This window comes from Lentzea sp. NPDC055074, from assembly GCF_053608005.1.
Window position 1 is genome coordinate 1 of sequence record NZ_JBSGUQ010000010.1, and the last position, 25,203, is coordinate 25,203.

Consider the following 25,203-nt stretch of genomic DNA (forward strand, 5'->3'; position numbering starts at 1 on the left):
TGTTTTGTGTTGGGTTTATTTTTTTTTTTTATACCCCCCACAACCTGTTGTGGTTCTACCACACCCCTACCCTGTCGTCCTGTCCCCACCCCTCTTCAGGTGCAGCAAGAGCTGTGGCGCGACTCGTGATGGGACCCCACCGCCCAGGCCCGTATGGAAAGACGGCTCGCCTTCGGCATCGCTTGATGTCCGGCTCGCCTTCGGCATCGCGGTTCGTCAGGCGTTCCTGCTCTGCTGTGCCCCTGCGCTCTCTCGCAGGCGCCGCACTGCCCGTAGAACCTCGTCGCGGTGCTTTGCCGACTTCAGCCACGCTGGCAGCTTCGCCAGGATCGTCATCCGTCGTACCGACGACGGGTCCGGGTCCTCGCGCAGCGTCGCGGTCACGTAGGACTCCAGCAGGTCCAGGTGTGCGGTGTTCAGTGCCCACAGCGTGTGGCCCGCGCATGGGGTCGTCAGCCAGAGGTCTGGCACTACGGCTCGTGCGTCCCAGCACCACACGCGCTTGTACGGGCGGGCGTGTGCGCAGGTGGGGCAGATGAGTCGGTCGTTCGTTGCCAGGGCCTGGGCCGTGCAGGACGGGCACCTCACCAGGACCGGGGTCGTGGCCAGGGCGCAGAGGCAGTCGCCCGAGTCTCGGTGGCGGGTCATGCCGACAGGATGCACCTGGGACGATGGGATCGTGACACGAATCGTTGCCGGGACTGCGGGGGGTCGCAGGCTCAAGGTTCCGCCCAAGGGCACGCGGCCCACGTCCGAGCGGGTGCGGGAGGCGTTGTTCAGCTCCCTCGAGGCCATGGTGGATCTCGAGGGGGCGAAGGTGCTGGACCTGTACGCCGGGTCCGGGGCGCTCGGGTTCGAGGCGCTCAGTCGCGGGGCGGGGCACGCCACGTTCGTCGAGTCGGACAAGCGGGCCGCTGACGTGCTCAAAGGCAATGCCAGGGAGCTCGGGTTCGCCAACACGACGATCGCGAACCGGACTGCTGAGGCCTACGTGAGTGGTGAAGGAGAGAAGTTCGACGTCGTGTTCGCCGATCCGCCGTACGCGGTGGGGGACGACGAGCTCGCCAAAGTGCTTCGGGGGATCGTGCCCAGGCTCGCCGTGGACGCCGTCTTGATCGTGGAACGTGCTTCGCGAAGTGGCGAACCAGCTTGGCCTGAGGAAGTGGAATCCTTGCGTGCCAAGCGTTACGGGGACACGGCTGTGTACTGGGCCCAGGTGCGTTCTGATGGGTGACGAGAACCACGGACACGCCTGGAGGCGTCCGATCGGGTGCTAACGTCCGCCTCATGACACGTGCCGTGTACCCCGGCTCCTACGACCCGGTAACCAACGGTCACCTGGACATCATCGGGAGAGCCGCGCACCTGTTCGAAGAGGTTGTCGTCGCCGTGCTCATCAACAAGAACAAGCGCACCTTGTTCGACGTTGAGGAGCGTCAGGAGATGCTGCGCGAAGTCACCGCTCAGTGGGACAACGTGCGTGTGGACTCGTGGCACGGGCTGTTGGTCGACTACTGCCGCGAGAACAACATCAAGGCCATCGTGAAGGGCCTGCGCGCGGTCAGCGACTACGACTACGAGCTGCAGATGGCGCAGATGAACCATCAGCTCACGGGCGTCGACACGCTGTTCATGCAGGCCAGCCCGCAGTACTCCTACCTGGCGTCCTCGCTGGTCAAGGAGGTCGCGACGTACGGTGGCGACGTCTCCACTCTGCTGCCGGCGACCATCGAGCAGCGGCTGCAGCAGCGCCTCGCCGAGACGCGCTAGAGCGTCAGCTTCATCCCCACGTGCGACGCGGTGAACCCGAGCCGCTCGTAGAACCGGTGCGCGTCCACGCGTGACGCGTCCGTCGTCAGCTGCACCATGCCGCAGCCGCGCGCGCGGGCCTCGTCGACCGCCCAGGTGACCAGCTGTTCGCCCAGGCCGTTGCCGCGCTGGTCGGAACGCACCCGCACGGCCTCCACGGTCGCGCGGGTCATGCCCAGGCGTGACAGGCCCGCCGTGAACGTCAGCTGCAGCGTCCCCACGACCTCGCCGTCCGCCTCGGCCACGGCCAGCAGCTGGTGCGGGTCGGCGTCGATCACCTCGAACGCCTTCAGGTAGGCCGGGTCGCCCGGCCGCTCGCGCCGCGCGCCCAGCGGGTCGTCCGCCAGCATCGCCACGATCGGGTGGACGTCTGCCGCCAGAGCTCGCCTGATTGTGATCTTCACGGTTCCCCCAGGTGGATGTGGGGAAATCCTGACACGCCCTGTCGAAGTCCCGGTCCCGGGTAGATCGGCAGGGCACACTTGCGGGTGGGAGCCACAGGGGTTAGGGGAGTGAGACGTGTACCGGGTGTTCGAGGCACTCGACGAGCTCGTCACGATCGTCGAGGAAGCGCGCGGAGTTCCGATGACCTCGGGCTGCGTGGTGCCGCGCGGCGACGTGCTCGAACTGCTCGACGACGTGCGTGACGCGATCCCCGCGGAGCTCGACGACGCGCAGGACGTGCTGGACCACAAGGAAGAGCTCGTCGGCAAGGCCAAGCACGAGGCCGAGTCCGGGGTGTCCAAGGCGCGTTCCGACGCGGACCGCATGCTCGCCGAGGCGCAGGCCGAGGCCGAGGCGATGCTGTCCGACGCGCGCGCCCGTGCCGAGCGGATGATCGCCGAGGCGGAGGACCAGGCCGAACGGACCGTGGCCGCCGGCCGCCAGGAGTACGACGACCTGGTGGGTCGCTCGCACGCCGAGGCCGAGCGCATGATCCAGGCGGGCCGGGCCAACTACGAGCGCGCCACCGAGGACGGCAGGGCCGAGCAGGCCAGGCTCGTCAACGAGCAGGAGGTCGTCCGGGCGGCGCACGCCGAGTCGGCGCGCCTGCTCGACGCCGCCCAGAACGAGGCCATCCGGCTGCGGTCGGAGTGCGACGCGTACGTGGACGGCAAGCTCGCGGACTTCGAGGACCTCCTCGCGCACACGCTCAGGTCGGTCGGCAAGGGCCGTTCGCACCTGCGCGGGCCGGCCGTCGCGGGCGCCGCCGCACCTTTCGACTACGGTTCCTGACGAACCAGCGGTACGGATCGCGCCTGAACGTGTGATTCGCACTACGTCGGACAGGTGCGATCACCTGCCGATTTCACGCGCGGGGGCGTCGTCCCGTACCCTGGAACGGCTGGACGTGGTAGGTCCCCGCCAGCAACAACCCGAAATCATGACTGAGCATCGTCACGCGTCCACGCGTCCCACAGCATCCGGTCCCTGGGTCATCGACACCAGGGACATCGGCCGTCGCGCCGGTCTGAGCCGACCCCTCGTGAGGTCGGTCCCCGGCGAAGGTGTGGGGCTGCTCGGGGTGATCGCGGTGCCCGAGAGCGGGGAAGTGGAGCTCGACCTCCTGATCGAATCGGTCGTGGAGGGCCTGCTCGTGTCGGGGACAGCGTCCGCGAAGGTCGAGGGGGAGTGCTCGAGGTGCCTCGAGCCGCTCTCCGATGAGGTTGAAGTCCGGATCACGGAGCTCTACGCGTGGCCGGACAGCACCACGGACGAGACCACGGATGAAGACGAGGTCAGCCGGATCGTCAACGATCTGATCGACCTCGAGCCTGTGGTGCGGGACGCCATCGTTCTCGCGCTGCCGCAGGCACCGCTTTGCGAGCCGGACTGCAAGGGGCTTTGCTCCGAGTGTGGTGGCAGGTGGGCGGAGCTCGGGCCCGACCACGGGCATGAGACGATTGACCCTCGGTGGGCCGCGTTGCAAGAGCGGTTCAGCGATGACAACAACGAGGAGAAGTAGTCGTGGCCGTCCCGAAGCGGAAAATGTCGCGTTCGAACACCCGTGCGCGCCGTTCCCAGTGGAAGACGTCTGCCGTGCACCTGGTGGCGTGCTCCAACAAGGCTTGCCGCCAGCCGAAGCCGCAGCACGTCGCCTGCCCGGCCTGTGGTCAGTACGCTGGCCGCCAGGTCGCTCAGCCGGCCTGATCTCCTCGGCGACGTAGTGGGGGGAAAGCCGCCGCGCGCACCGCAAGCGGACCGCGCGGACCTGCTCGAAGCGCTCGGCGTCCACCTGGACGCCGAGCTGCTCGTGCTGTCGCTCACCCACCGGTCTTACGCGTACGAGAACGGCGGCTTGCCGCCGAACGAGCGTCTCGAGTTCCTGGGAGACGCGGTTCTGGGGCTGGTCGTCACCGACCACCTCTACCGCACTCATCCCGACCTTCCCGAAGGTCAGCTCGCGAAGCTCCGTGCCAGCGTGGTCAACATGCACGCACTGGCCGGCGTCGCGCGTGACCTGGGTGAGGGCGGGCTCGGTGCACACCTGCTGCTCGGTCGTGGCGAAGAGCTGACCGGCGGCAGGGACAAGGCGAGCATTCTCGCTGACGGTCTCGAGGCCGTCATCGGTGCGGTGTACCTGCAGTTCGGTATCGATACCGCACGAACGTTCGTTCACCGGCTGTTCGATCCGCTCTTGGCCAAAGCTCCGCTTTTGGGTGCTGGACTGGACTGGAAGACAAGCCTGCAGGAGCTCACCGCTCAAGCCAGCCTCGGCGTCCCGGAGTACCGCGTGGACGACCAGGGGCCGGACCACCGCAAGGAGTTCACCGCAACGGTGCTCGTCGGTGGCCAGCCTTACGGCAAGGGCGATGGGCGCACCAAGAAGGAAGCCGAGCAGAAAGCCGCCGAAGCGGCTTATCATGTTCTGTCGGAACGGGTCAAGGCCGAGCAGGAGTCGGTCCGATCCGCAAACGGACAGAATGGCGCCTCGGTGACGCCAGGGACCGCCCCAACCGAGGAAGACTGAGACCGCAATGTATGCGACCAGGAACCGCACGAACCGCCGCACCCGCACCGTCCGCGGGCCGGTGAACACCTCCCGCAGCGGAGGAATCCAGGGACTTGTGCTGGTCAGGGACACGAGCCGCGCGGGTGTGTGGGTGCTCAAGCCCACCAAGCCGCAGGCCGCCGTGATCGAGGCGCAGCCCGTCGACGAGGGCAAGTCCGAAGCCTGACGTGCCCGAACTCCCAGAGGTCGAGGTAGTACGCCTCGGCCTCGAAGCCCACGTCGCCGGCAGGGTCATCTCCTCGGTAGAGGTGCTGCACCCACGTGCCATCCGTCGGCACGACCTGGGTTCCTTGGACTTCTGCGCGCGCCTGGCAGGCCAGCCCATGGCCGCCGCCAGGCGCCGCGGCAAGTACCTCTGGGTCGAGCTCGCTGACAAAGCCGCCATGCTCGCGCACCTGGGCATGAGCGGCCAAATGCTGATCCAGCCCTCGTCGGCCCCCGACGAGAAGCATCTGCGCGTCCGCTTCCGCTTCGACGACGGCGGCCCAGAGCTCCGTTTCGTGGACCAACGCACCTTCGGCGGCCTCGCGCTGGCCGAACTGGTCGAGGTGGACGGCACCCTCGTGCCCGACTCGGTCGCCCACATCGCGCGCGACCCCATGGACCCCTTGTTCTCCTCTGATGCTGCCGTGCGCGCGTTGCGCCTGCGTCACACCGAGATCAAGCGTGCGCTCCTGGACCAGACCCTCGTGTCCGGCATCGGCAACATCTACGCCGACGAGGCCCTGTGGCGCGCGAAGCTGCACGGCACCCGCATGACGGACAAGCTGACCAAGGTCAAGGCCGCCGAGCTGCTGGACCACGCCACGGACGTGATGCGTGAGGCGCTCGGGCAGGGCGGGACGTCGTTCGACGCCCTCTACGTCAACATCAACGGGCAGTCCGGGTACTTCGACCGGTCGCTCAGCGCGTACGGCCAGGAGAACCGGCCGTGCAAGCGGTGCGGTGCCGCGATCGTGCGGGAGCCGTTCATGAACCGCTCTTCGTACTCCTGCCCGCGGTGCCAGCCGCGGCCGCGCCTCTGATTCACGGGCAAAAACAGGACAGCTTCCGGTCAGTCCTCCCGAGGGCGTAACCGGTGCCTTCGCCCACCCGACTACCTCGCGGAGAAGGTCGGTGAGCGAACCGAAGGCTACGGTGATCTGTCCTGAATCCGCTGAACCTCTGCGTGCACCTCGTCGGAGATCATGCGTCGCGTCCAGGCCTGCCGCCGGTAGGCCGCCTCGATCGTGAGCCCCACGATGAGCGCGATGACGGCCAGCAGGGCAGCGGGCACCCACAGTCGCATCTGAGGCAGGGCCGCCGCCGTCATCAGTCCCAGCGTCGCCGCGGACCAGGTGGTCCCCAGCAGCAGTTGTCCCGCGTGATCCGCCGTGAGCCAGCTCCAACGGCCGCGGCTGCCATCCCTCGCGAGCACGTCGGCCGCGTTCTCCAGGTGCACGAGGTGCCAGCGGACCTTCTCCGGGTCTCCGGTTCCGTGCTTGCGCAGCAGGCGTTCGAGCTCACGGCGGACAGGAGCGGGCTTCACCGGTTCCTTGAGCCGCACCGGCCAGTGGTCCTCGCGGAACCTCTCCAGCCTGCTCTGCCCGAACATGAGGATGACCAGGTACATCGCCCCGAGGCCCGCGATGAGGACGAACAGCGGCCGCTGGCCGGGGTCGACCGGAGAGCTGAAGACGATCGCGACGGCGAACCCCGTGACGACGACCCCGCCCGGCCACAGCACGACCAGTTTGTAGGTGGTGGGGTCGACGCCCTGCGCGACTCGCTCCGCCGCGTTGAGCTGCTTGCGGCCGAGCGAGACCAGGCCGACCGCGACCAGCACCGCGACCAGCACCGCGGTCATGACGACCGAGATGTGGAGGGCGGTGTCGCGTGCGCTGCCCGGCAGGAGCAGGACGGGCGCGGCGAACGCCAGGAGGCCGATCAGTCCGCTGAGAGGTCCGGCCCACGGCCGTGCCGGCGTCAGGCCGATGGCGGCACGTCGCTGGGGCTCTTCGGCGATCTTCTCGCACAGCCGGACGTGCTCGGGGTCGTCGGCCGTGCGGTGCGCCTGGAAGTGGGCGAACTCCCTGATGGTCCGCGGGAGGTCACGCGCCCTGGGCATCTTCGCGCCGTCGAGCAGCACCGGGATGATCGTCTTTCCGGCGGCGAGCGCCCACCTGATCTCGTTGTGCACCCAGTCCGCGCCGTCGGTCCTGAGCTTCTTCGCCCAGCCGTCGTGCACCACCACGACGACCACGTCGGACCGGTCGAGGTGGCGGCGCAACTGGTTGGGGTAGCGGCGGCCGTGCCCGATCGTGGCGGAGTCGAGGAAGACGGTGCTGGGGCCGAACCGCTCCGCGAGCCGCGCGTGGAGCGCCCGGACGAAGGCGATGCGCTCGTCGTGCCGCCGGTAGTTGATGAAGACCCCGCCCATGTCGAGCGACCGTAGCCGGAGGTGCGCGCCATGACACCTGAGTGGACCGAAGTGGCAAGTCCTTGTCCTGCAATGGGAAGCGAGTGGCTGTGAGACTGGTCGGGCTGCGCTGGCTGAAGCCGGGGTTGATCGTGGTGGCGGTGCTGCTCGTGCTGACTGCCGTGCTGCAGCTGACGGGCGCGCTGCCGAACTTCTCGCCGTTCGCCAGGGAGACCATCGACCGCAGCCATCCCGCTGTGCTCGAGGAGCTCCGCAACCTCAGCCAGTACCACGCCGCCACCGGTGACTACGAGGTCGTCATCGACGTCGAGAAGGACGCGCCGTGGCTGCCCGACTTCCTCGCCGGCGAGCGCACGCTCTTCGTCGGAGCGGGCACGGTCAACGCCTACGTCGACTTCAGCGGGCTCGTCGACGAGATGCTGATCATGTCGCCGGACCGCAGGACCGTCGAGGTGCGGATTCCCGAGCCGGTGCTGGACAAGCCGAACCTGAACAACGAGCGCAGCTACGTCTTCGACCAGAAGCGCGGCCTGCTCGACCGGCTGGGCTCGGTGCTCGACACCAAGAGCCAGCAGGAGTTCTACCTCGCGGCGGAGAAGCGGATCGCCGAGGCGGCCGGGGAGTCCGAGCTGCGCAAGCGGGCCACGGAGAACACCGGGGCCATGCTCACGGGAATGCTGCGAGCACTGGGATTCCAGGTCACGGTGGTGGAGAACCGATGAGCGGCGGCATCTTCATCTGTTACCGCAAGAACCACCTCACCGGGCGGCGTGGCACCGCCCTGGCCGTCGAGGCGTTCATCGAACGGCTGCGCACCCACTTCGGTTCCGAGAAGATCCGCGCGGACACGGAGATGATCGGCGGCGACCACTTCCCGACGGTGCTGACGAAGTGGTTGCGGGGCAGCGAGGTCGTTCTCGTGTTCGTGCACCAGGAGTGGCTGGACGACCTGGTCGAGCGCAGGGACGACAAGGGCGACTGGGTCCGTCTCGAGGTCAGCACGGCGCTGGAGATGGGACTGCACGTCATCCCGGTGCTGCTGGACAAGGCCGCCCTGCCGTCCGAACGGACGCTGAGGGAGAAGGGGTTCCCGGACGTCGCCGAGTTCGGCAACCAGCAGTTCCGGCGCATTCCCTTCGGGGAGTGGCAGGTCGCCGGCGGCGAGCTGATCCGGTTGCTCGAAGGGCGCGTCGCCACGGAGCCGCCCCCGGTGCCGCGACGCCCCGATCCCGCACGTCCGCGCAGCCTCTGGCCGGTGATCGCCGCGGCTCTGCTCGGCCTGGCCGCACCGTGGGCGTTGGTCCGGCTGCTGGTACCAGGCGTGGAGCTGAGGCAGGTGTGGCTGGTCGCGCTGGCTCTCGCACTGGTCCTCCCGCTGGTGATTCCACTTGCGACGGTCGCGGTCGTGCACGCGGGCAGGAAGCGGCTCGACGAGAGTGACAAGCACCTGGCCGAGCTGTCGCACGACAGGAAGACCAACGTCACGGTCGGTCTGTTCGTGGCCGCGATGGGCGTCATCGTTCTCTTCATCAGCAACCTGGTGTCGTGGCACTGGCAGCTCCTCGCGATGGCGGTGATCGTCGGGTTCGCCGTCACCTCGGGAGACCGGTGGCTGCGGGAACGACGGAACGGCGACTTCTGGCCCTACGAGAGCCTCGCGCCGAACCCGGCGTCCGTGCGTGGTGCCCTCGCGCACGCCGAGCGGTTCATGGAGGACCACCAGCCGTTGCTGACGAAGAAGCAGCGCGAGCAGGTCGAGTTCGTGTTCGGCCAGGTCGGATGGGCCGTGGAACAGCTCCGCGACCTCAGTGCTCTGTCGCGGTGGGCGTGGTTGCGCAGGTCCGTCGTCTGGCTGCCCGCGCTGCACGTGCTGTTCGTCTCTGCTGTGATCGGTAGTGCGGTGGCCGCGCTCGTCGAGGGTGCCTGGGGCTACACCGGTCTGCTCGCCGGCGCGGTCGTCGCCGCGCTGCTCTGTCACCTCTTCGCCGTCGACCTCGCGTACCGGCTGCAGTGCTGGCGCCGGAAGGTCGTCGCCGACGCCACGCCTGGCGAGGTGGCCCGCCTGCGCAAGGTGCTCGCCGAGATCAGCATCCCGCCCGCCGCTCCCGAGGAGACCACCGGATGAAGATCGCCATCGCCCTTCTCGTGCTCGTCCTCGCCGGGTGTTCCGGTGCCGAGCCGCCCGCTCCCCGGGCAACGACGACCACCACTTCCGCGTCCTCCACTCAGAGCGGGCCGAAGATGCCGAAGGTCGTGGAGATGCGGCTCGCCGACGCGCGGGAGTTGCTGAAGGCGCAGGGATATCGGGTGGCGGAGGAGGACGGGACCGGGCAGAAGCGGGAGATCCTCGAGCCGGTGAACTGGGTGGTCGTCTCCCAGTTGCCCGAGGCGGAGGCCGAGGCGCCCAGCGGGACGCAGGTGTTGTTGAAGGTGCGCAAGCCGACCGACACCTCCGCGAGTGCCGAGCCCCCGGCCAAGGGTGCGGTGCCGAACGTCGTGTGCCTCGATCTGCAGAAGGCGCAGGACACGTTGCAGGCGGCGGGGTTCTTCGTGCTCTGGTCCGAGGACGCAACGGGGCAGGGCAGGCAGCAGGTCGTCGACCGGAACTGGGTCGTGGTGAGCCAGTCGGAGGCGGCGGGGAGCACGCCCGATCCCAAGACCAAGATCACGCTCGGGGCGGTGAAGCTCGGCGAACCGACCGGTGCGTCCGGCTGCAAGAGCTGACGCGCGCCAGTCGAGACGGCCTCCCGGGTCGCTGACCTGGGAGGCCGTTCCCGTCGTACCTGCGGAATGGACAGTACTGCGCACTGCGTAGTACCGTCCACCGCGCAACAGTGCTGAACTCCTGGAAGTGGGAGCTCGGTTGGAGGGGGCCATGGACACCAGTCAGCTGCTCAAGGGAGTGCTGGACCTGGCCGTGCTTGCGGTTCTGCGCAAGGACGACGGGTACGGGTACGACGTGGTGCGCAGACTGCGCGCCGGGGGATTGAACGGCGTGGGCGACGCGTCGGTGTACGGCACGCTGCGGCGGCTCTACAACGCGGGGATGCTGACCTCGTACGTGGTGCCGAGCGAAGAGGGGCCGCACCGCAAGTACTACAGCATCAACGAGACCGGGCGGGCGCGCCTGGCTGAGTCGAGGGAGACGTGGAGGTCGTTCGCCAGCACGCTGGACGGCCTGCTCGAGGAGGTCGCAGCATGAACACGCAAGCGCTCGGTGTCGAGCACTACCTGGCTGGGATGCGCGCCGCCCTCGACGACCTGCCGCCCAACGAGGTCGCCGAGATCATGGAGGACACGGAGGCGCACGTCGCCGAGCTGTCCACCGAGCTCGGTGAGGACGAGACGCTCGAGCAGCGGCTCGGGTCCCCGGAGCAGTACGCGCAGGAGCTCCGCCAGGCCGCCGGCTATCCGTCGCGGACCGAGCGGTTGCCGGTCACGACGAAGAAGCAGGTGCTGACGCGGCCCCGCGCCGCGGCCTGGGGGCTCGTGGTGGCCACCGGCGTCACGTTGCTCGCGGGGGCGGCGGCGTTGCGGGAGCCCGCGGTGCTGCTCCTGCCCGCGGTGATCCTGGTGCTGAGCCTGGCGCTCGTGAACGACCGCGGGCCCCTGCAGCAGGAGATCATGAACCTGCCGGAGACGATCAGGCTCAAGAAGTGGCTGACGCCCGAGGCGGGTACGCCCGCCGAGAGGGCGATCACCTACCTCAAGACGTTGCAGCCCGCCTGGTGGCTGGTGCGGGCGGGCCTGCTCGGTCTCGGCGCCGTGCTGCTCGCCGGCCGCGACATCCTCGGGTTCCTCGCGATCGCCGCCGTCGCCGTCGTGTCGGTGTTCGCCGGGCCGCGCGCCAAGGTCGACCGGCGCTGGCTGTGGTTCAGCCTGCCCGCCTCGGCGCTGGCGGTGGGACTGCTGTTCCAGGTGATCGACGTGACGGCGGGGCAGCTCGGGTACAACGCGTCGCGGTCCTCGTACTCGGGGCCCGTCATGGAGACGTACGAGAACATCTACGCGTACGACGAGAACGGCAAGCTGCTCACGAACGTGCTGCTGTACGACCAGGACGGACGGCCGATCAACGCGCAGCCGGGCTACAGCAGCTGTTACGAGCCCAGTGACGGCCCTGAGCCGGTGATTCCCGCAAACCGCTATCCACGGCCGAAGATCAGCTACGAAAACGGCCGTTGTTACACGATGACACCGAGCGTGTCCGCTCCGTCATCAACGGAGGAGTCGACACCGCCGAGTTCTGGAAGCGCCACTCCGAGCTCGGTGCCACCTACTTCCGTGTCACCAAGCAAGTAAATCCTGGAGCGGGACCCGTCGGGGGGTCCCGCTCCTACTTGTTCTCCTGCGGGTCAGCCAGGTGCCGCAAAACCGGCATGGCTGAGCGCAGGTGTTCTCTGTCTTCCGACGAAAGTTCGGACATTCTTTCACTCAATAGTTCGGCTTCGCCGTGAGCGAGCGACAGGATCGTCTCGCGGCCGACTTCGGTGAGCACGACTATGGTGGCTCGCCCGTCGGCTGCGTCGGGCTCCCGCCGGACGAGACCGGTGGACTCCAAGCTGGTCACGACGGTTGTAGCGGTCGGCTGTGAACACAGCGCGCGCACCGCGATCTCGCCGATCCGCATCGGGCCGTGGGCGCTCAGTTCTGACAGCACCAATAACTGGGTGGGTTGCAAACGGCGGGCCGGAGCGGCCTGCCGAAGACTTCGCACCAGCCGGTGCACGGCCACCACGAGTTGAAGTGCCTCGTGGTTGGTGACGGTGGTGGGCATCGTTTCTCCGCGCGCATGTGATTGTCCGAATTCGGACACGAACCCTGGCACTTTCCCTCATTCACGCTCCGCGCGCTATCCGCCAACTGCCGATAACCCATTCGGCCGTTGTGGTGACACGGGGTGTCACGGCGCGCGTCCGACACACTTAAATGTGCTGGTAAACGGCGTAAAAAGCGCGCCACAGCTCACTCGAACGGGCGCCGGGCTGAAGCATGATTCAACAAGACAGATCTCCTGTCAGAACTGTGGGAAGGCGCACTCGTTTCGCCGTGTGGCCCAGCGCATACCTCCGAACGGGTCACGCCGGGCCAGGGCAGACTGGTCCGGTGAGTCCGAAACCCAGACGTGGAGAGCTCCGCATCCACCTCGGCGCCGCTCCCGGTGTCGGCAAGACGTTCGCCATGCTCGGCGAGGCGCACCGCCGGCGGGAACGCGGCACGGACGTGGTCGTCGGATTTGTCGAGACCCACGGCCGGGCGAAGACCGCTGAACTGGTCGAAGGCCTGGAAATCGTCGCGCGCAGGCACTCCACGCACCGGGGTGTCGAACTCACCGAGATGGACGTGGACGCCGTGCTGGCCCGCGCGCCGCAGGTCGCGGTCGTCGACGAACTGGCGCACACGAACGCACCCGGATCCCGTAATGCAAAGCGTTGGCAAGACGTCGAGGAACTCCTCGAAGCCGGGATTGATGTGCTGTCGACAGTCAACATTCAGCACCTGGAATCCCTCAACGACGTCGTCCAGCGGATAACGGGCGTGCCGCAGAAGGAAACGGTGCCGGACGAGGTCGTGCGCAAAGCCGACCAGACGCAGCTCGTCGACCTCACGCCGGAAGCGCTGCGCCGCAGGCTCGCCCACGGTGACGTCTACGCGGCGAACAAGATCGACGCCGCCCTCGGCAACTACTTCCGCGTCGGGAACCTGACCGCGTTGCGCGAGCTCGCGCTGCTGTGGGTCGCCGACCAGGTCGACGTCGGGTTGCTGCGCTACCGCACCGAACAGCAGATCACCGACACGTGGGAGACGCGCGAACGTGTCGTCGTCGCCATCACCGGTGGCGCGGAGAGCGAGACACTCATCCGACGCGCGCGCCGCATCGCCACGCGCGCGGGCGGCGACCTTCTCGTCGTGCACGTGCTTCGCGGCGATGGTCTTGCCGGCGCCGATCCGCACTCGTTGCAGAAGTACCGCAAGCTTGCCGAGGACGTCGGTGCCACGTTCCACACCGTTGTGGGCGATGACGTGCCAACGGCGTTGCTGGAGTTCTCACGGGGCGTCAACGCCACACAGCTCGTGGTTGGCACCTCGCGCCGTTCGCGGCTCGCGCGCGTGTTCTCGGCGGGCATCGGCTCCACTGTTGTGCAGGAGTCCGGCGCGATCGACGTCCACATGGTCACGCACCCGGCGACGACCAGCGGCTGGCGTGCCCGGTTCGCCGGGAGTCCGCTGAAGCCGAGCCGGCTCGCGTGGGGCTGGGTGCTCGCGGTGGCCGGGCCCGCGCTGGTCACCGCGGCGGGGGCGTCGTTGCGCGGCGGCCTGAACTTCTCCACGAACGTCATCGCCTACCTGCTGGTGACGCTCGTCGTGGCGATCGTCGGCGGGCTCGGTCCTGCGGTCGCCACCGCGTTGATCAGCGCGTTGCTGCTGAACTTCTTCTTCACCGAGCCCTTCTACACGTTCACCATCGACGCCCAGCAGAACGTGCTGACGTTCTTCGCGATGATCATCGTGGGCGTCTCCACGGCGTTGGTGGTGGACTACGCCGCTCGCCGTGCGACCCAGGCAGCGCGCGCTCGCACCGAGGCCACGCTCCTCGCGTCGTACGCGCGCACTGTGCTGACGAACCCGCGGCCGCTTGCGCGGCTGTTGGAGAAGGTGCAGGAGAACTTCGGCCTCACGTCCGTCGCGCTGTTGGAACGCGTTGATGGTTCGTGGGAGCGCGTCGCGTGCGCCGGCATCGGCCCGTGCGACGAGCCCGACGACGCGGACGTCGACATCGCCGTGACTCCGGAAGTGCACCTCGCGCTTCGAGGCCGTTCGCTGCCCGCGTCCGACCGCAGCGTCCTGGAAGCGGCCGCCGGCCAGGCGTTGCTCGCTCTTCGGCAGCAACGCATGGCCGAGCAGACCCTCGAAGCCCAGCGTCAGGCCTCGCGCACGGAACTGCGCACCGCGTTGCTGTCCGCCGTCGGCCACGACCTGCGCACGCCGCTGACCTCGATCAAGGCGTCCGTCGGCTCGTTGCGCGACCCGGAGCTGACCCTGTCCGGCGAGGACACCGCCGAGCTGCTGGAGGCCGTCGAGGAGTCGGCGGACCGGCTGACCGGTCTCGTCGACAACCTGCTCGACTCGTCGCGCCTCGCGACCGGTGCCGTGTCGCCCCGGTTCCGCGCGGTCGGCTACTACGAGGCCGTCGCGCGGGCCCTGGTCGGCCAGACCGGAGACGTGGAGGTCGACGTGCCGGAGTCGCTGCCGCCCGTGCGCGCCGACGTGGGCCTGCTGGAGCGGGTGATCGCGAACGTCGTCGGCAACGCCGTGCGCTACGCCGGTGCCGTGGCGGTGCGCGCCTCCGCCCACGGCAGCGAGGTGGAGCTGCGCGTCGTGGACCACGGCCGAGGCCTGCCCAGCGGCACCGCCGAGGAGGTCTTCGCCCCGTTCCAGCGCCTGGGCGACCGCACGCCGGGTGGCGTTGGTCTCGGTCTGAGCGTGGCGAAGGGCTTCACCGAGGCCATGGGAGGCACGATCACCATGGAGGACACACCCGGTGGCGGCCTCACCGTGGTGATCTCCCTGCCCGCCGAGGAGAGGGTCGCGTGACAAAAGTACTGGTGGTCGACGATGAGCCGCAGATCGTGCGCGCCCTGCGGATCAACCTCTCGGCCCGCGGGTACGAGGTCCTCACCGCGTTCGACGGCGCCACGGCGCTGAAGCTCGCCGCCGACGGCAAACCGGACGTCGTCGTCCTGGACTTGGGCCTGCCCGACATGGACGGCACCGACGTCATCGCGGGCCTGCGCGGCTGGACCAGCCTGCCGATCATCGTCCTGTCCGCCCGCACCGACTCGTCCGACAAGGTCGACGCCCTGGACGCGGGCGCCGACGACTACGTGACGAAACCATTCGGCATGGATGAACTACTCGCCCGGCTGCGCGCCGCCGTCCGCCGCTCGGCCGTCACGGGCCCCGAGGACGAACCGATCGTGAAGACCGCCTCGTTCACCGTCGACCTGGCGGCGAAGCGCGTGCTCAGGGACGGCGCCGAGGTGCACCTCACGCCCACCGAGTGGGGCCTGCTGGAGGTGCTGGCGCGCAACGCGGGGAAGCTCGTCGCGCAGAAGCAGCTGCTGCGCGACGTGTGGGGGCCCGCGTACGAGAAGGAGACGCACTACCTGCGGGTGTACCTCGCGCAGCTGCGGCGGAAGCTGGAGCCGGAGCCCGCGCGGCCCCGGCACCTGCTGACGGAGGCCGGCATGGGATACCGGTTCGAGCTGTGACCGCCGAAAGTGTGGCGCGTGGTCAGCGAGGCCGGCTGAGCAGTCGGCCTCGCGTCCGAACACGGCTGCGTTGGCGCTGGGCCAGACCGTATTCGGATGCGGCGAACCTTCTCCGCGTGTAGACGCGTGAGCTGGACACGGCACTACGCACGTCTGTGCTGCTGTGGCGCTGGTGACGTGCCGCAGTGTCTGCATTGCCGACGATGACTTAGGTGCTGTCCTGCAAGTCTCGTTGGGCGACAGTAGCGGCCGAGGGACCCCGGAGGCGGCACCGCCTCCGGGCCGTTCGCCCACGCTTCTCACTGAACGAACTCGCATGCCAGCGCCCAGCTGTCCGCCGAGAGCTCGGGCCGATGCGGCGACCGTCGTCGCGCGGCGAGCGCTGCGATCTCGAGTTGTCCACAGATCGCCGAGCGGCGGGTTGGCAGGCTGTTTTCGCAGATAGAGTGGCCTTCTTGGCCGGTCTGCCCCCTGGGAGGGCGGGGCCGTGCCCGCGGGCGTTCTCTGCCGAAGGATCGCCTGCCGGCCTGGCTCCGGACTAGGGCTTCGGGTCCGGCGGGGGCGTGGTCGACGAGGACGTCGGCGGCGTGACCGACGGCTCCGAGGACGACGGCGTCGAGGACGGCGGCTCCGTGTGGGGCGGCGGCGTGCTCTGCGTCTCGGTCTGCGTCGGCTGGGGCTGGGCGGTCGTCTGCTGCGGCTGGTCGGGCGTGCCCGGCTTCGGCTGCTCCTGCGACTTCGCGGTCTGCTTGCGGTCCGGCGCGGACGCCTTCTGCGGTGCCGCGGAGGACACGGTCACGACGACGGTGCTGGTGCTGCCGTCCGGCGCGACGCTCGTGATGGTCTGCACGACGTCGGCCGACGTGCGTTCCGGGGCCGCCTCGCGGCCTGAGGCGGCCAGCATCGACGCCACGGTGGCGAACAACGTCGCCACGACCACGCCGCCGGCGGCCAGCATCACGGCCGTGCCCCTGCGCTTCTTCGGGGCCTCGGCCGGTGACTGCGGATGATCTTTCTCGAACACCGATCGCTCCTCGGGGGAAACCCGGTCGGATGGACTTGCGTTCGAGTTATCGGCGGAAACGAACCAACGCCTCAGTCGTGCCACACCTTCGTGTAGCAGTGCGTCACAAGGCGGTGACCGGCGTAACCCTAGGCGGGCGGCGTCGTTGTGGTCGTGCTCGACGCCGTGGTGGTGGTCGTCGTCTGGTTGGTCGTGGTGGTCGTCGTGTTGTTCGCCGACGTGGTCGTCGTGGTGACCACCGGAGGCGGTTCCTCGGTCGTGACCGTCGTCGTGGTGCCGTCGGGGCGCGTGATGGTGGTGACGCGCGTCGGCTTCTTCGTCGTCGTGGTGGTCGAGGACGTCGTCGTCTCGGTGGTCGTAGACGTCTGCTCGGCGGTGGACGACGGCGCGGAGGTCGGCACGATGCTCAGGGCGTCGCGCACGGCCTCCTTGCGGGGCGGCTGTGTCGCCGGGGACTCGGACGCGGTGTCCGAGCCCGCCGCGAAGGACGCGACGGCGGCGAAGACGGTCGCCAGCACGACGCCTGAGGCGGCGAGCACTACCTGCGGTGCACCTCGGAAGAAGCGCGAGCGCGAGTCCGGTTCCGGGCTCTCGTACACGAAGTTTCCCCTGTTAGAACGGTCAGCGGCCGAAGTTCTGGGTCCAGTAGTTGCCGCGGGTGTCGAGCCCGATGCCCATCGTGGTGAAGCTGCAGTTCTCGATGTTCTCGCGGTGGCCGGTCGACTTCATCCAGCCGTCCACGACGGCGGCGGCGTTCGGGTAGCCCATCGCGATGTTCTCGCCGCCCGGCTTCGGGTAGCCGGCCTCGCGCATGCGGACGTCGAACGTGCGGCCGTCCTTCGAGGTGTGCGAGAAGTAGTTCTTGGTCGCCATGTCCGTGCTGTGGGCCTGCGCGGCGGTCGTGATGCGGTCGTCGATCACGAGGGCCTTGCATCCGGCGGCGGCACGGGCGTCGTTGGTGAGTGCGAGCACGGCCTGCTCGGGGGTCTGGCCGGTCGGCGGCTTCGTCTGAGCGGGCGGCTTCGGGGCCTCGGGTGGCGGCGTCGTGGTGGACGGGGCCGCGGGCGTCGAAGGCGTGGAGGAGGGCGTCTCGGACGTCGTCGAGGTGGCGGGCACCGAGGAGGACGTCTGGGGCGCGGGGGCTCCGGTGTCGGCGTTGCCGCCGTCGGAGGGCTGTCTGTTGCCGTTGGGTGCGGCGGCGTTGCCCGTTCCGAACTGGTTCGCCGCGTCGGTGGTCTCCTGCTGCGCGGCATTGGTGAAGTTGATGCCGAGAGGGGAGGTGCCGGTGACGACGAGACCGCCGATACCGGTTGCACCGATCAGCAGGCCGAGTAAGAGGCTGCGGGCACTCACGGGTCGGGACCGTACCACTAATGGGTGACAACCCCAGCGTGCGTCTTTGGTCACCTGGCGTGACTACGCAACCATTCGGAGGTGGACGTGCGACTGAACGCGTGGGTGCGGGGCAGGGTGCAGGGTGTTGGTTTCCGCTGGTGGACGCGAGCCCGGGCACTGGAACTGGGCCTGGTCGGAAGTGCTTCGAACCGGCCGGACGGACGGGTCGAGGTGGTTGCCGAGGGTTCGCGCGAGAACTGTGAACAACTGCTGAATGCTCTCCGTTCGGGTGACACCCCCGGACAGGTCGACTCGGTCGGTGAGCAGTGGTCGGACGCCAGGGGTGATCTGACCGGGTTCATCGAGCGCTGAACCGTTTTCAGGGACACGGCGTAGTAGGGGATCGTGGACTCCTCGGAAGACGTCCTCATCCAGCTGTACGAGCGCTGGAGAGGCCCGCTGCTGCACTACGTGCTGCGGCTGGTCGACGGCGACTACCAGCAGGCGGAGGACGTCGTGCAGGAGACATTGCTCCGCGCGTGGCGGAACTACGAGGATCTGACACCGGACGACGCGGCACCGTGGCTCTACACGGTCGCGAAGAACCTGGTGATCTCCGGTTACCGCCGCCGCAACGCACGCGCGACCGAGGTGCCGCTCGAACCGGTGGACCTCCCACCGGTGAGCGACCAGGTCGACCACGTGCTGCAGACGTGGCAGATCGCGTCGGCGCTGCGGGCGCTCACGCCTGAGCACCGGACGGTCGTCATCGAGCTGTACTACCGCCGCCGCACCGTCGCGGAGGCCGCCAGGACGCTCGGCATCCCGCCGGGCACGGTCAAGTCGCGCTGCTTCTACGCACTGCGGGCGCTGCGCGACGCACTGGAGGAGAGAGGGGTGACCGAGGCGTGAGCTGCCAGCACACCGTCGACGTCGGCGCCTACCTCTTCGGCTCGCTCGACCTCGAGGAACGAGCCGTGTTCGAACGTCATCTCGGCGACTGCGACTGCTGTCAGGCCGAGATGCTGCGGCTGGCCCCGCTGCCGGGGCTGCTCGGCCGCCTGACCCTGGAGGACGTCGAGAACCTCGACGACATCCCGGCCCGTCCACCCGTTCCGGGACACAACCAGCGCCGCGTGCTGATCGCCTGCGCGGCGGTCCTCGTGCTGTTCGCGCTCGCCGGAGGCCTCTTCTTCCTGCAGCCGGTGCCGAAGCCGCCCGACGCGGCACCGGCCACGTCGTCGCCGTCCCTCCCGCCCACCTGGACCTCGAAGGACGCGGCCACCGGCGTGAACGGCCAGGCCGAGATGGTCTCGAAGTCCTGGGGCACCGAGATGTGGTTCAAGCTCGGCGAGGTCAGGCCCGGTGCGCGGTGCAAGGTCATCGTGTTCGACCGCAGAGGACAGCGGGAGGTCGGCGGCTGGTGGGGCTCCGACCACGCGCCTGACGAGCGCATTCCCGGCTCCACGTCGTTCCGGGTCGATCAGATCGAACGGTTGGAGGTCTCCGACGAGAGCGGGCTGTTGGTTACTCTCCGTCCCTAGACGCGCAGGTCAAGGCCCGCCTCCCGCATCACCCGCAAGCGCTTGGGTACTCTGCCCGGCGTGCATCTCAAGAGCCTGACGCTGAAGGGCTTCAAGTCCTTCGCCTCGGCTACCACGCTGCGCTTCGAGCCCGGCATCACCTGTGTGGTCGGCCCCAACGGGTCCGGCAAGTCCAACGTGCTCGACGCGCTGCGCTGGGTGATGGGCACGCAGGGTGCCAAGGACCTGCGCGGCGGCAAGATGGAGGACGTCATCTTCGCCGGCACGTCCGGCCGCGCGCCGCTCGGCCGCGCCGAGGTGACGCTGACGATCGACAACGCCGACGGCATCCTGCCGATCGAGTACACCGAGGTGTCGATCACTCGCCGCATGTTCCGCGAGGGCGGCACCGAGTACGAGATCAACGGCAACTCGTGCCGCCTGATGGACATCCAGGAACTGCTGTCCGACTCCGGCATCGGCCGCGAGATGCACGTGATCGTCGGTCAGGGCCAGCTCGCCGCGATCCTCGAGTCCAAACCGGAGGAACGCCGCGCCTTCATCGAAGAGGCCGCCGGCGTCCTGAAGCACCGCAAGCGCAAGGAAAAGGCGCTGCGCAAGCTCGAGGCGATGCAGGCGAACCTGACGCGCCTGACCGACCTCACCGCCGAGCTGCGCCGCCAGCTCAAGCCCCTGGGCAAGCAGGCCGAGATCGCCCGCCGCGCGCAGGTCGTCCAGTCCGAGCTGCGGGACAGCAAGCTCCGCCTGCTCGCCGACGACCTCGTGACGCAGCGCGAGACGATCGCGCAGGAGGAGCACGACGAGGCGAAGGCCCGCGTGCGCCGCGCCGAGGTCGAGAAGTCCCTGCAGGCCGCGCAGTACCAGCAGAACGAGCTGGAGGAGCGGGTCGCCGCCGACTCGCCGAAGCTGCAGGCCGCGCAGGACACCTGGTACCGGCTGTCCGCTTTGGAGGAACGCCTGCGCGGCACGGTCCGGCTCGCCGCCGAACGCGCGCGGCACCTGTCCGACGTCGTGGACGCGCCCAGCCGCGGCCGTGACCCCGACGACCTCGACCGCGAGGCCAAGGAGACCGCCGAGATGGAGCTGGAGCTCCAGGAAGGCGTCACCGAGGCCCGGATCGCCCTGGCGGAGGCCGTCGAGACGCGGGCCGAGCTGGAGCGCATGGTCTCGCAGGCGGAGAAGGCGCACATCGCCGCCGTCCGCGCGATCGCCGACCGCCGGGAGGGCCTCGCGCGCCTCTCCGGTCAGGTGGAAGCGTTGCGCAGCAAGACGAACGCCACCGCCGAGGAGATCGAACGCCTCTCGGTCACGGTGACCGAGGCCTCCGAACGCGTCGAGTTCGCCTCGATGGAGCTCGCTGAGGCCCGCGAGATCACCGGCACCGAGGACGAGGACGACCACGGCCTCGACGAACGCCTCCACCAGGCCGTGCAGTCCAACGACGCGGCACGCCAGCGCGTCGAGGAACTGGTGAAGGCCGAACGCACCGCCGAACGCGACATCGCGTCGTGGCGCGCTCGCGTCGACGCTCTCTCGCTGGGGCTCACGCGCAAGGACGGTGCGGGCGCGCTGCTCGCGTCGGACGTGCCGGGCCTGCTGGGGTCCGTCGCCGCGCTGCTGACCGTCGAACCCGGCTACGAGGTCGCGCTCGCCGCGGCCCTCGGCCCGATCGCCGACGCCGTCGCGGTGTCGTCCGGTGACGGCGCGCTCGCCGCCCTGAAGCTGTTGAAGGAGAAGGACGCCGGCCGCGCAGGTGTGCTGATCGGCTCGTACGGGTCCACTGTGGACACGGCGCAGTGGGGTCACCTGCCGCACGGCGCACGGTGGGCGATCGACGTCGTCCACGCCCCCGAGGCGTTGCGCCCGGCGTTGGCCCGCGCGCTCGATCGCCTTGCGGTGGTGGAGGACCTGGACTCCGCGGCCAGGCTGAACTGCCGCGCGGTGACCAGGGAGGGCGACCTCTTCGGCACGGACTGGGCCATCGGCGGCTCGGGTGCCCAGGGGCAGAGCGTCATCGAGGTGCAGGCCGCCGTCGACGAGGCGCAGGAGCAGCTCGCGACCGCGGAGCGGGCGCTGGAGCACGCGACGGCCGCGCTCGAAGGTGCCCGCGCCGAGCAGCAGGCCCGCCGCAAGGTGCTCGACGCGGTCAAGGAGGCCGTGCAGGAGGCCAAGGTCCGCCAGGCCCGCTCCGGCGAGCGGCTGAACCGGATGGTCGCCGCGGTCCGGTCCGCGGAGGCCGAGGTCAGCCGCATCAGCGAGCAGCGCGCCAAGGTCGAGCGGTCGCGCGAGGAAGCCCTGATGAAGCTGGGCGAGCTCGAAGAGCGGCTGCTGATGGCCGAAGAAGAGCAGACCATGGACGACGAGCCCGACACCGAGCAGCGCGACGCGTTGTCCGCGGAGCTGGCTCAGGCGCGTCAGGGCGAGATGGACGCACGTCTGGTGCAGCGCACCGCGGAAGAGCGCGCACGGGCCGTGCAGGGCAAGGCAGAGGGCCTGCGTCGTGCCGCCCGCGCTGAGCGTGAGGCTCGCGAACGCCATGCCCGCGCGACGGCGCACCGTGCGCGCGGCGCCGTGGTCGCGAAGGCCGTCGCCCACGGCGGCGAGCAGGCGTTGGAACGCATCGAGATCTCGCTGTCCCGCGCGGCCCGCGAACGCGACCAGGCCCAGGAACGCCGTCAGCAGCACGAGCTCCTGCTGACCCAGGTGCGCAACGTCGTCCGTGAGATGTCCGGCGAGCTGGAGAAGCTCGTCGACGCCGTGCACCGCGACGAGGTCCTGCGCGCCGAGCAGCGTCTGCGCATCGAGCAGCTGGAGACCAAGATCGCCGAGGACTTCGGCATCGGCCTCGACGACCTGATCAACGAGTACGGCCCCGACGTCATGGTGCCCGCCTCCGCCGCCGAGCTGCACGAGTACCAGTCCGCCAAGGAACGCGGCGAGCAGGTCTCCGAGCCGCAGCCGATGCCGTACGACCGCGACACCCAGGCCCGCCGCGCCAAGCGCGCCGAACGCGACCTCTCGTTGCTGGGCAAGGTGAACCCGCTCGCGCTGGAGGAGTTCGCGGCTCTGGAGGAGCGCTACAAGTTCCTCTCGACGCAGCTCGAGGACATCAAGGACACCCGCCGCGACCTGCTCACCGTCGTGAAGGAGGTCGACGACAAGATCCTCGAGGTCTTCACGCTGGCCTACGAGGACGTGGCGCGCGAGTTCGAGATCGTCTTCAAGGTCCTGTTCCCGGGCGGCGACGGCCGCCTCGTGCTGACCGAGCCCGACGACATGCTGACCACCGGCATCGAGCTGGAGGCCCGCCCGCCCGGCAAGAAGGTCAAGCGCCTGTCGCTGCTCTCCGGTGGCGAGAAGTCGCTGGCCGCCGTGGCGATGCTGGTCGCTATCTTCCGCGCCCGCCCCTCACCGTTCTACGTGATGGACGAGGTCGAGGCGGCGCTGGACGACACGAACCTGCACCGGCTGATCGGCCTGTTCCAGCAGCTTCGCGACCGCTCGCAGCTGCTGATCATCACGCACCAGAAGCCGACCATGGAGATCGCGGACGCGCTGTACGGCGTCTCGATGCGCGGTGACGGCATCTCGCAGGTGATCTCGCAGCGGCTGCGCACGTCCGCCGACGAACCGGCCCGTGCGGTCAAGGCTGCCGAGCCCGTGGAGACCGCGGAAGTGCCCGCTGACCCTGCGCCTGAAGCGGCGGAGCCGGAGTCCTGAGAGGGCGGCCAGAGCTGGTGCCTGGGGGGCTTGAACCTGCTCCGGCCGCGGCCTCTGCAAGAGCTGCGTCAGCGCGGTGACCTTCCTCTTGGGAGAGGAAAGCCCCCTTCACCGTGCGGACGCCGCCAGGCACCTGCAGGGGTGAGATCCCCCAGATCCACCTCACCACTCCAGGTGCGCACCGCCACAATGCCGGACGGCGCTTGTGAAAACCTTGTATCGCCAGGTCAGAGGCTGATCTCGGGCGTCAGCTCCCGCGCTGGTGCGGCGCGCAGGCAGCGCGGCACGGCCGGCAGCCGCTCGCCCGGTGGCGACCGGACGGCCATCTCACCGGGCAGGCGGAACCCGCGTCACGCGCCGCGGGTGTCCAGCGTGGCGGCCTCTTCGGGGGTGGGGGCGGTGCCGCCGAGGTGTGCCGGTGCCCACCAGGCGCCGGGCTCGGTGGGGTAGCGGGCCTGCGCGGTGTCCAGCAGGTCCTGCATCCGCTTGCGCAGCAGGCCGTCGCCGGAGTCACCGGGGGCGGCCTCGAACGGCTCGCCGATCAGGATGGTGACGGGGACGTGCCGCTGGGTCAGGTCCTTGGGCCGGCCCTTGGTCCACAGGCGCTGGGTGCCCCACAGCGCGACTGGGACGAGCGGGACGCCGGCCTCGTGCGCCAGGCGGTTCGCGCCGGACTTGATGTCCTTGACCGTGAACGATCGGCTGATCGTGGCCTCGGGGAAGATCCCGACGACCTCGCCGGTGCGGAGCGCGGACAGGGCCTGCTGGTAGGAGGCCTGGCCCGCGCTCCGGTCGACGGGGATGTGGTGCATGCCGCGCATGAGCGGGCCTGCGATCTTGTTGGCGAAGATCTCGTGCTTCGCCATGAACCGCGTGAGGCGCCCCGAGAGATGCGCGCCGTAGCCCGCGAAGATGAAGTCGAGGTAGCTGACGTGGTTCGACGCCAGCACAGCTCCACCCGTGCGCGGGACGTGGTGCGCCCCCTCCACGGTGATCTGCAGGTCGAGCACCTTGAACATGAGCTTCGCTGCGGCGATCACCGGGGGATAAACGCGATCCGACATGCTTCCGAACGGTAGCCTAGGAAAGCTACTGGCCGGTAGGGGCCCCTTCGTGTTCTCGCATGACCTTGGGCACGCCCGCCAGATCCTCGTCGTTGCACAGCAGCTTGAGGTCGTAGTACGGGTTGCCGTGGGTGTCGTCGTAGTCGAGATGGACTGCGATCACGTCCACGGGTTCGCCCAGCCAGTCCTGGGTCTGCCGCAACCAGGCGGCAGCGCGTTCCAGAGCTGACGGAAGATCATCGTCTCGGAATTCGACCGGCCGATACGGAACTCCCTGGACACCGTCCCGGATGTTCGGCGGCAAGGGCAGGTCGACGGCCACCCCGGATTCGTTGAGATCGAGTTGGATCGTTTCCTCACTCACCGTAGAAGAGTCCCCCACCCTCACCTGCCCTGCAAGCCCGAATCTGGGTGTCGTGCCTGCGACGTCGGTGTTCGTGATGCGGCATACCAGTGTCACGCAGTGCGCCGGTGTGAGTGTTGTCTCCCGCGTCAGGGGGAACGCTTGAGGAACGCGATGTCGCGCTTGACCTTCGTGATCCGGTCGTGCGTGGGCAGGAGCACCCGCGACAACGCCGCCTGGAGCTGCTCCAGCTCCTCCGCGGCGCCCTCGGAGTCACCTGTCCTGTACCTCAGGTTGGCGAGCAGCTGGCGGGTCTCCAGGACGGCCTCGTGCTCCGGGCCGAGGACCCGAACCTGGTCGCGCAGCAGCGGTTCGCAGACGCCGACGGCCTTGCTGAACTGCTTCGCGGTGCCGAGCACGCGCGCCAGGCTCAGCCGGACGGTGAGGGTCTGGAGATCATCCGCGCCGGCCGCCGCCACGTGTTCCTTCACGAGCGCGCTGAGCTCGGAGGCCGCCGACCTGAAGTCCCCGGCGTGGGCCTTGGCCTCGGCCGCGGCGGTCCGGACGGCCAGTTCTTCGGACGACATCCTCGTCATTTTACCGGGCCGCGCGTCCGTGACCTGGGACCGCCGAAAACTCCCTCGCTTCGAACGGCCGTG

The 25,203-nt window shown here is 69.0% G+C and carries 29 protein-coding genes; 19 read left to right on the plus strand and 10 right to left on the minus strand.

From position 1 onward, the window contains the following. Positions 1-216: 216 nt before the first annotated feature. Positions 217-648, minus strand: a complete 432-nt coding sequence (locus ACWF7A_RS22775) for a TFIIB-type zinc ribbon-containing protein (protein ID WP_452252486.1) — start codon at positions 646-648, stop codon at positions 217-219. Between the two features lie 31 nt (positions 649-679). Between ACWF7A_RS22775 and rsmD the strand changes: the two genes are divergently transcribed. Further along, positions 680-1,234: a 16S rRNA (guanine(966)-N(2))-methyltransferase RsmD gene (rsmD, locus tag ACWF7A_RS22780; RefSeq protein WP_452252487.1), complete on the plus strand. Its 555-nt coding sequence runs from the start codon at positions 680-682 to the stop codon at positions 1,232-1,234. A 53-nt stretch (positions 1,235-1,287) separates the two neighbouring features. Next, positions 1,288-1,770, plus strand: a complete 483-nt coding sequence (gene coaD / locus ACWF7A_RS22785) for a pantetheine-phosphate adenylyltransferase (RefSeq protein WP_086660746.1) — start codon at positions 1,288-1,290, stop codon at positions 1,768-1,770. Here coaD and ACWF7A_RS22790 read toward each other — a convergent pair. Then, a complete protein-coding gene (locus ACWF7A_RS22790; RefSeq protein ID WP_452252734.1) occupies positions 1,767-2,207 on the minus strand; it encodes an N-acetyltransferase family protein in 441 nt (146 codons plus the stop codon). The genes coaD and ACWF7A_RS22790 overlap by 4 nt on opposite strands. Positions 2,208-2,328: 121 nt before the next feature. On the opposite strand from ACWF7A_RS22790, the gene ACWF7A_RS22795 reads away from it, so the two are divergent. From ACWF7A_RS22795 to mutM, 6 genes are all read left to right on the plus strand, one after another. After that, a complete protein-coding gene (locus tag ACWF7A_RS22795; RefSeq protein ID WP_452252488.1) occupies positions 2,329-3,045 on the plus strand; it encodes a DivIVA domain-containing protein in 717 nt (238 codons plus the stop codon). Between the two features lie 148 nt (positions 3,046-3,193). Continuing rightward, positions 3,194-3,775, plus strand: coding sequence for a YceD family protein (locus ACWF7A_RS22800; protein WP_452252489.1), 582 nt, complete (start codon positions 3,194-3,196; stop codon positions 3,773-3,775). A 2-nt stretch (positions 3,776-3,777) separates the two neighbouring features. Then, the gene (gene rpmF, locus ACWF7A_RS22805) at positions 3,778-3,960 is read left to right on the plus strand and encodes a 50S ribosomal protein L32 (protein WP_030467958.1); all 183 of its coding nucleotides are present in this window, start codon (positions 3,778-3,780) and stop codon (positions 3,958-3,960) included. Positions 3,961-3,976: 16 nt separating this feature from the next. Continuing rightward, positions 3,977-4,780 carry a ribonuclease III gene (gene rnc / locus ACWF7A_RS22810; RefSeq protein WP_452252735.1) on the plus strand — a complete coding sequence of 268 codons (804 nt, stop codon included), beginning with the start codon at positions 3,977-3,979 and terminating at the stop codon, positions 4,778-4,780. Positions 4,781-4,787: 7 nt separating this feature from the next. Continuing rightward, positions 4,788-4,988 (plus strand): hypothetical protein, encoded by a 201-nt coding sequence (locus ACWF7A_RS22815; protein WP_030467960.1) that lies wholly within the window; start codon positions 4,788-4,790, stop codon positions 4,986-4,988. 1 nt (position 4,989) lies between these two features. After that, complete coding sequence (mutM, locus tag ACWF7A_RS22820) at positions 4,990-5,847, plus strand: bifunctional DNA-formamidopyrimidine glycosylase/DNA-(apurinic or apyrimidinic site) lyase (RefSeq protein ID WP_452252490.1); 858 nt, start codon at positions 4,990-4,992, stop codon at positions 5,845-5,847. A 107-nt stretch (positions 5,848-5,954) separates the two neighbouring features. On the opposite strand, the gene ACWF7A_RS22825 is transcribed toward mutM, so the two are convergent. Then, positions 5,955-7,241, minus strand: coding sequence for a TIR domain-containing protein (locus ACWF7A_RS22825; RefSeq protein WP_452252491.1), 1,287 nt, complete (start codon positions 7,239-7,241; stop codon positions 5,955-5,957). Positions 7,242-7,330: 89 nt separating this feature from the next. On the opposite strand from ACWF7A_RS22825, the gene ACWF7A_RS22830 reads away from it, so the two are divergent. From ACWF7A_RS22830 to ACWF7A_RS22850, 5 genes are all read left to right on the plus strand, one after another. Beyond that, positions 7,331-7,963: a DUF4230 domain-containing protein gene (locus ACWF7A_RS22830; RefSeq protein ID WP_452252492.1), complete on the plus strand. Its 633-nt coding sequence runs from the start codon at positions 7,331-7,333 to the stop codon at positions 7,961-7,963. Further along, the gene (locus ACWF7A_RS22835) at positions 7,960-9,366 is read left to right on the plus strand and encodes a hypothetical protein (RefSeq protein WP_452252493.1); all 1,407 of its coding nucleotides are present in this window, start codon (positions 7,960-7,962) and stop codon (positions 9,364-9,366) included. Before ACWF7A_RS22830 ends, ACWF7A_RS22835 begins: the two co-directional genes overlap by 4 nt. Then, positions 9,363-9,965, plus strand: coding sequence for a PASTA domain-containing protein (locus ACWF7A_RS22840; RefSeq protein WP_452252494.1), 603 nt, complete (start codon positions 9,363-9,365; stop codon positions 9,963-9,965). The genes ACWF7A_RS22835 and ACWF7A_RS22840 overlap by 4 nt, the downstream gene beginning before the upstream one ends. A gap of 151 nt (positions 9,966-10,116) precedes the next feature. Beyond that, positions 10,117-10,443: a PadR family transcriptional regulator gene (locus tag ACWF7A_RS22845; protein WP_189153829.1), complete on the plus strand. Its 327-nt coding sequence runs from the start codon at positions 10,117-10,119 to the stop codon at positions 10,441-10,443. Beyond that, a complete protein-coding gene (locus ACWF7A_RS22850) occupies positions 10,440-11,543 on the plus strand; it encodes a DUF1700 domain-containing protein (protein ID WP_452252495.1) in 1,104 nt (367 codons plus the stop codon). The genes ACWF7A_RS22845 and ACWF7A_RS22850 overlap by 4 nt, the downstream gene beginning before the upstream one ends. Before the next feature lie 34 nt (positions 11,544-11,577). Here ACWF7A_RS22850 and ACWF7A_RS22855 read toward each other — a convergent pair whose 3' ends face one another. Beyond that, complete coding sequence (locus ACWF7A_RS22855) at positions 11,578-12,018, minus strand: MarR family winged helix-turn-helix transcriptional regulator (protein WP_452252496.1); 441 nt, start codon at positions 12,016-12,018, stop codon at positions 11,578-11,580. A gap of 329 nt (positions 12,019-12,347) precedes the next feature. Between ACWF7A_RS22855 and ACWF7A_RS22860 the strand changes: the two genes are divergently transcribed. Beyond that, the gene (locus ACWF7A_RS22860) at positions 12,348-14,837 is read left to right on the plus strand and encodes a DUF4118 domain-containing protein (RefSeq protein WP_452252497.1); all 2,490 of its coding nucleotides are present in this window, start codon (positions 12,348-12,350) and stop codon (positions 14,835-14,837) included. Further along, positions 14,834-15,514 (plus strand): response regulator, encoded by a 681-nt coding sequence (locus ACWF7A_RS22865; RefSeq protein ID WP_452252498.1) that lies wholly within the window; start codon positions 14,834-14,836, stop codon positions 15,512-15,514. Before ACWF7A_RS22860 ends, ACWF7A_RS22865 begins: the two co-directional genes overlap by 4 nt. 538 nt (positions 15,515-16,052) lie before the next feature. On the opposite strand, the gene ACWF7A_RS22870 is transcribed toward ACWF7A_RS22865, so the two are convergent. The 3 genes from ACWF7A_RS22870 to ACWF7A_RS22880 all read right to left on the minus strand — a co-directional run bounded on the left by ACWF7A_RS22870 (position 16,053) and on the right by ACWF7A_RS22880 (position 17,891). After that, positions 16,053-16,538 (minus strand): hypothetical protein, encoded by a 486-nt coding sequence (locus ACWF7A_RS22870; protein ID WP_452252499.1) that lies wholly within the window; start codon positions 16,536-16,538, stop codon positions 16,053-16,055. A 128-nt stretch (positions 16,539-16,666) separates the two neighbouring features. Further along, complete coding sequence (locus tag ACWF7A_RS22875; RefSeq protein ID WP_452252500.1) at positions 16,667-17,137, minus strand: hypothetical protein; 471 nt, start codon at positions 17,135-17,137, stop codon at positions 16,667-16,669. Between the two features lie 22 nt (positions 17,138-17,159). Continuing rightward, the gene (locus tag ACWF7A_RS22880) at positions 17,160-17,891 is read right to left on the minus strand and encodes a CAP domain-containing protein (protein WP_452252501.1); all 732 of its coding nucleotides are present in this window, start codon (positions 17,889-17,891) and stop codon (positions 17,160-17,162) included. 81 nt (positions 17,892-17,972) lie between these two features. Between ACWF7A_RS22880 and ACWF7A_RS22885 the strand changes: the two genes are divergently transcribed. From ACWF7A_RS22885 to smc, 4 genes are read left to right on the plus strand one after another with little or no spacing between them, the layout of a single operon-like run. Continuing rightward, entirely contained in the window at positions 17,973-18,245 is a 273-nt protein-coding gene (locus tag ACWF7A_RS22885) for an acylphosphatase (protein ID WP_452252502.1), read from the plus strand. Positions 18,246-18,278: 33 nt separating this feature from the next. Further along, positions 18,279-18,785 (plus strand): sigma-70 family RNA polymerase sigma factor, encoded by a 507-nt coding sequence (locus ACWF7A_RS22890; protein ID WP_452252503.1) that lies wholly within the window; start codon positions 18,279-18,281, stop codon positions 18,783-18,785. Then, positions 18,782-19,417, plus strand: coding sequence for an anti-sigma factor family protein (locus tag ACWF7A_RS22895; protein ID WP_452252504.1), 636 nt, complete (start codon positions 18,782-18,784; stop codon positions 19,415-19,417). The genes ACWF7A_RS22890 and ACWF7A_RS22895 overlap by 4 nt, the downstream gene beginning before the upstream one ends. Before the next feature lie 60 nt (positions 19,418-19,477). Next, the gene (gene smc / locus ACWF7A_RS22900) at positions 19,478-23,137 is read left to right on the plus strand and encodes a chromosome segregation protein SMC (RefSeq protein WP_452252505.1); all 3,660 of its coding nucleotides are present in this window, start codon (positions 19,478-19,480) and stop codon (positions 23,135-23,137) included. 350 nt (positions 23,138-23,487) lie between these two features. Here the strand turns inward: smc and ACWF7A_RS22905 are convergent, their stop codons facing one another. The 3 genes from ACWF7A_RS22905 to ACWF7A_RS22915 all read right to left on the minus strand — a co-directional run bounded on the left by ACWF7A_RS22905 (position 23,488) and on the right by ACWF7A_RS22915 (position 25,131). Continuing rightward, positions 23,488-24,201 (minus strand): lysophospholipid acyltransferase family protein, encoded by a 714-nt coding sequence (locus ACWF7A_RS22905; protein WP_452252506.1) that lies wholly within the window; start codon positions 24,199-24,201, stop codon positions 23,488-23,490. A gap of 25 nt (positions 24,202-24,226) precedes the next feature. Beyond that, a complete protein-coding gene (locus ACWF7A_RS22910; protein ID WP_452252507.1) occupies positions 24,227-24,565 on the minus strand; it encodes a hypothetical protein in 339 nt (112 codons plus the stop codon). Positions 24,566-24,693: 128 nt separating this feature from the next. Further along, positions 24,694-25,131 (minus strand): hypothetical protein, encoded by a 438-nt coding sequence (locus tag ACWF7A_RS22915; RefSeq protein ID WP_452252508.1) that lies wholly within the window; start codon positions 25,129-25,131, stop codon positions 24,694-24,696. Positions 25,132-25,203: the final 72 nt, after the last annotated feature.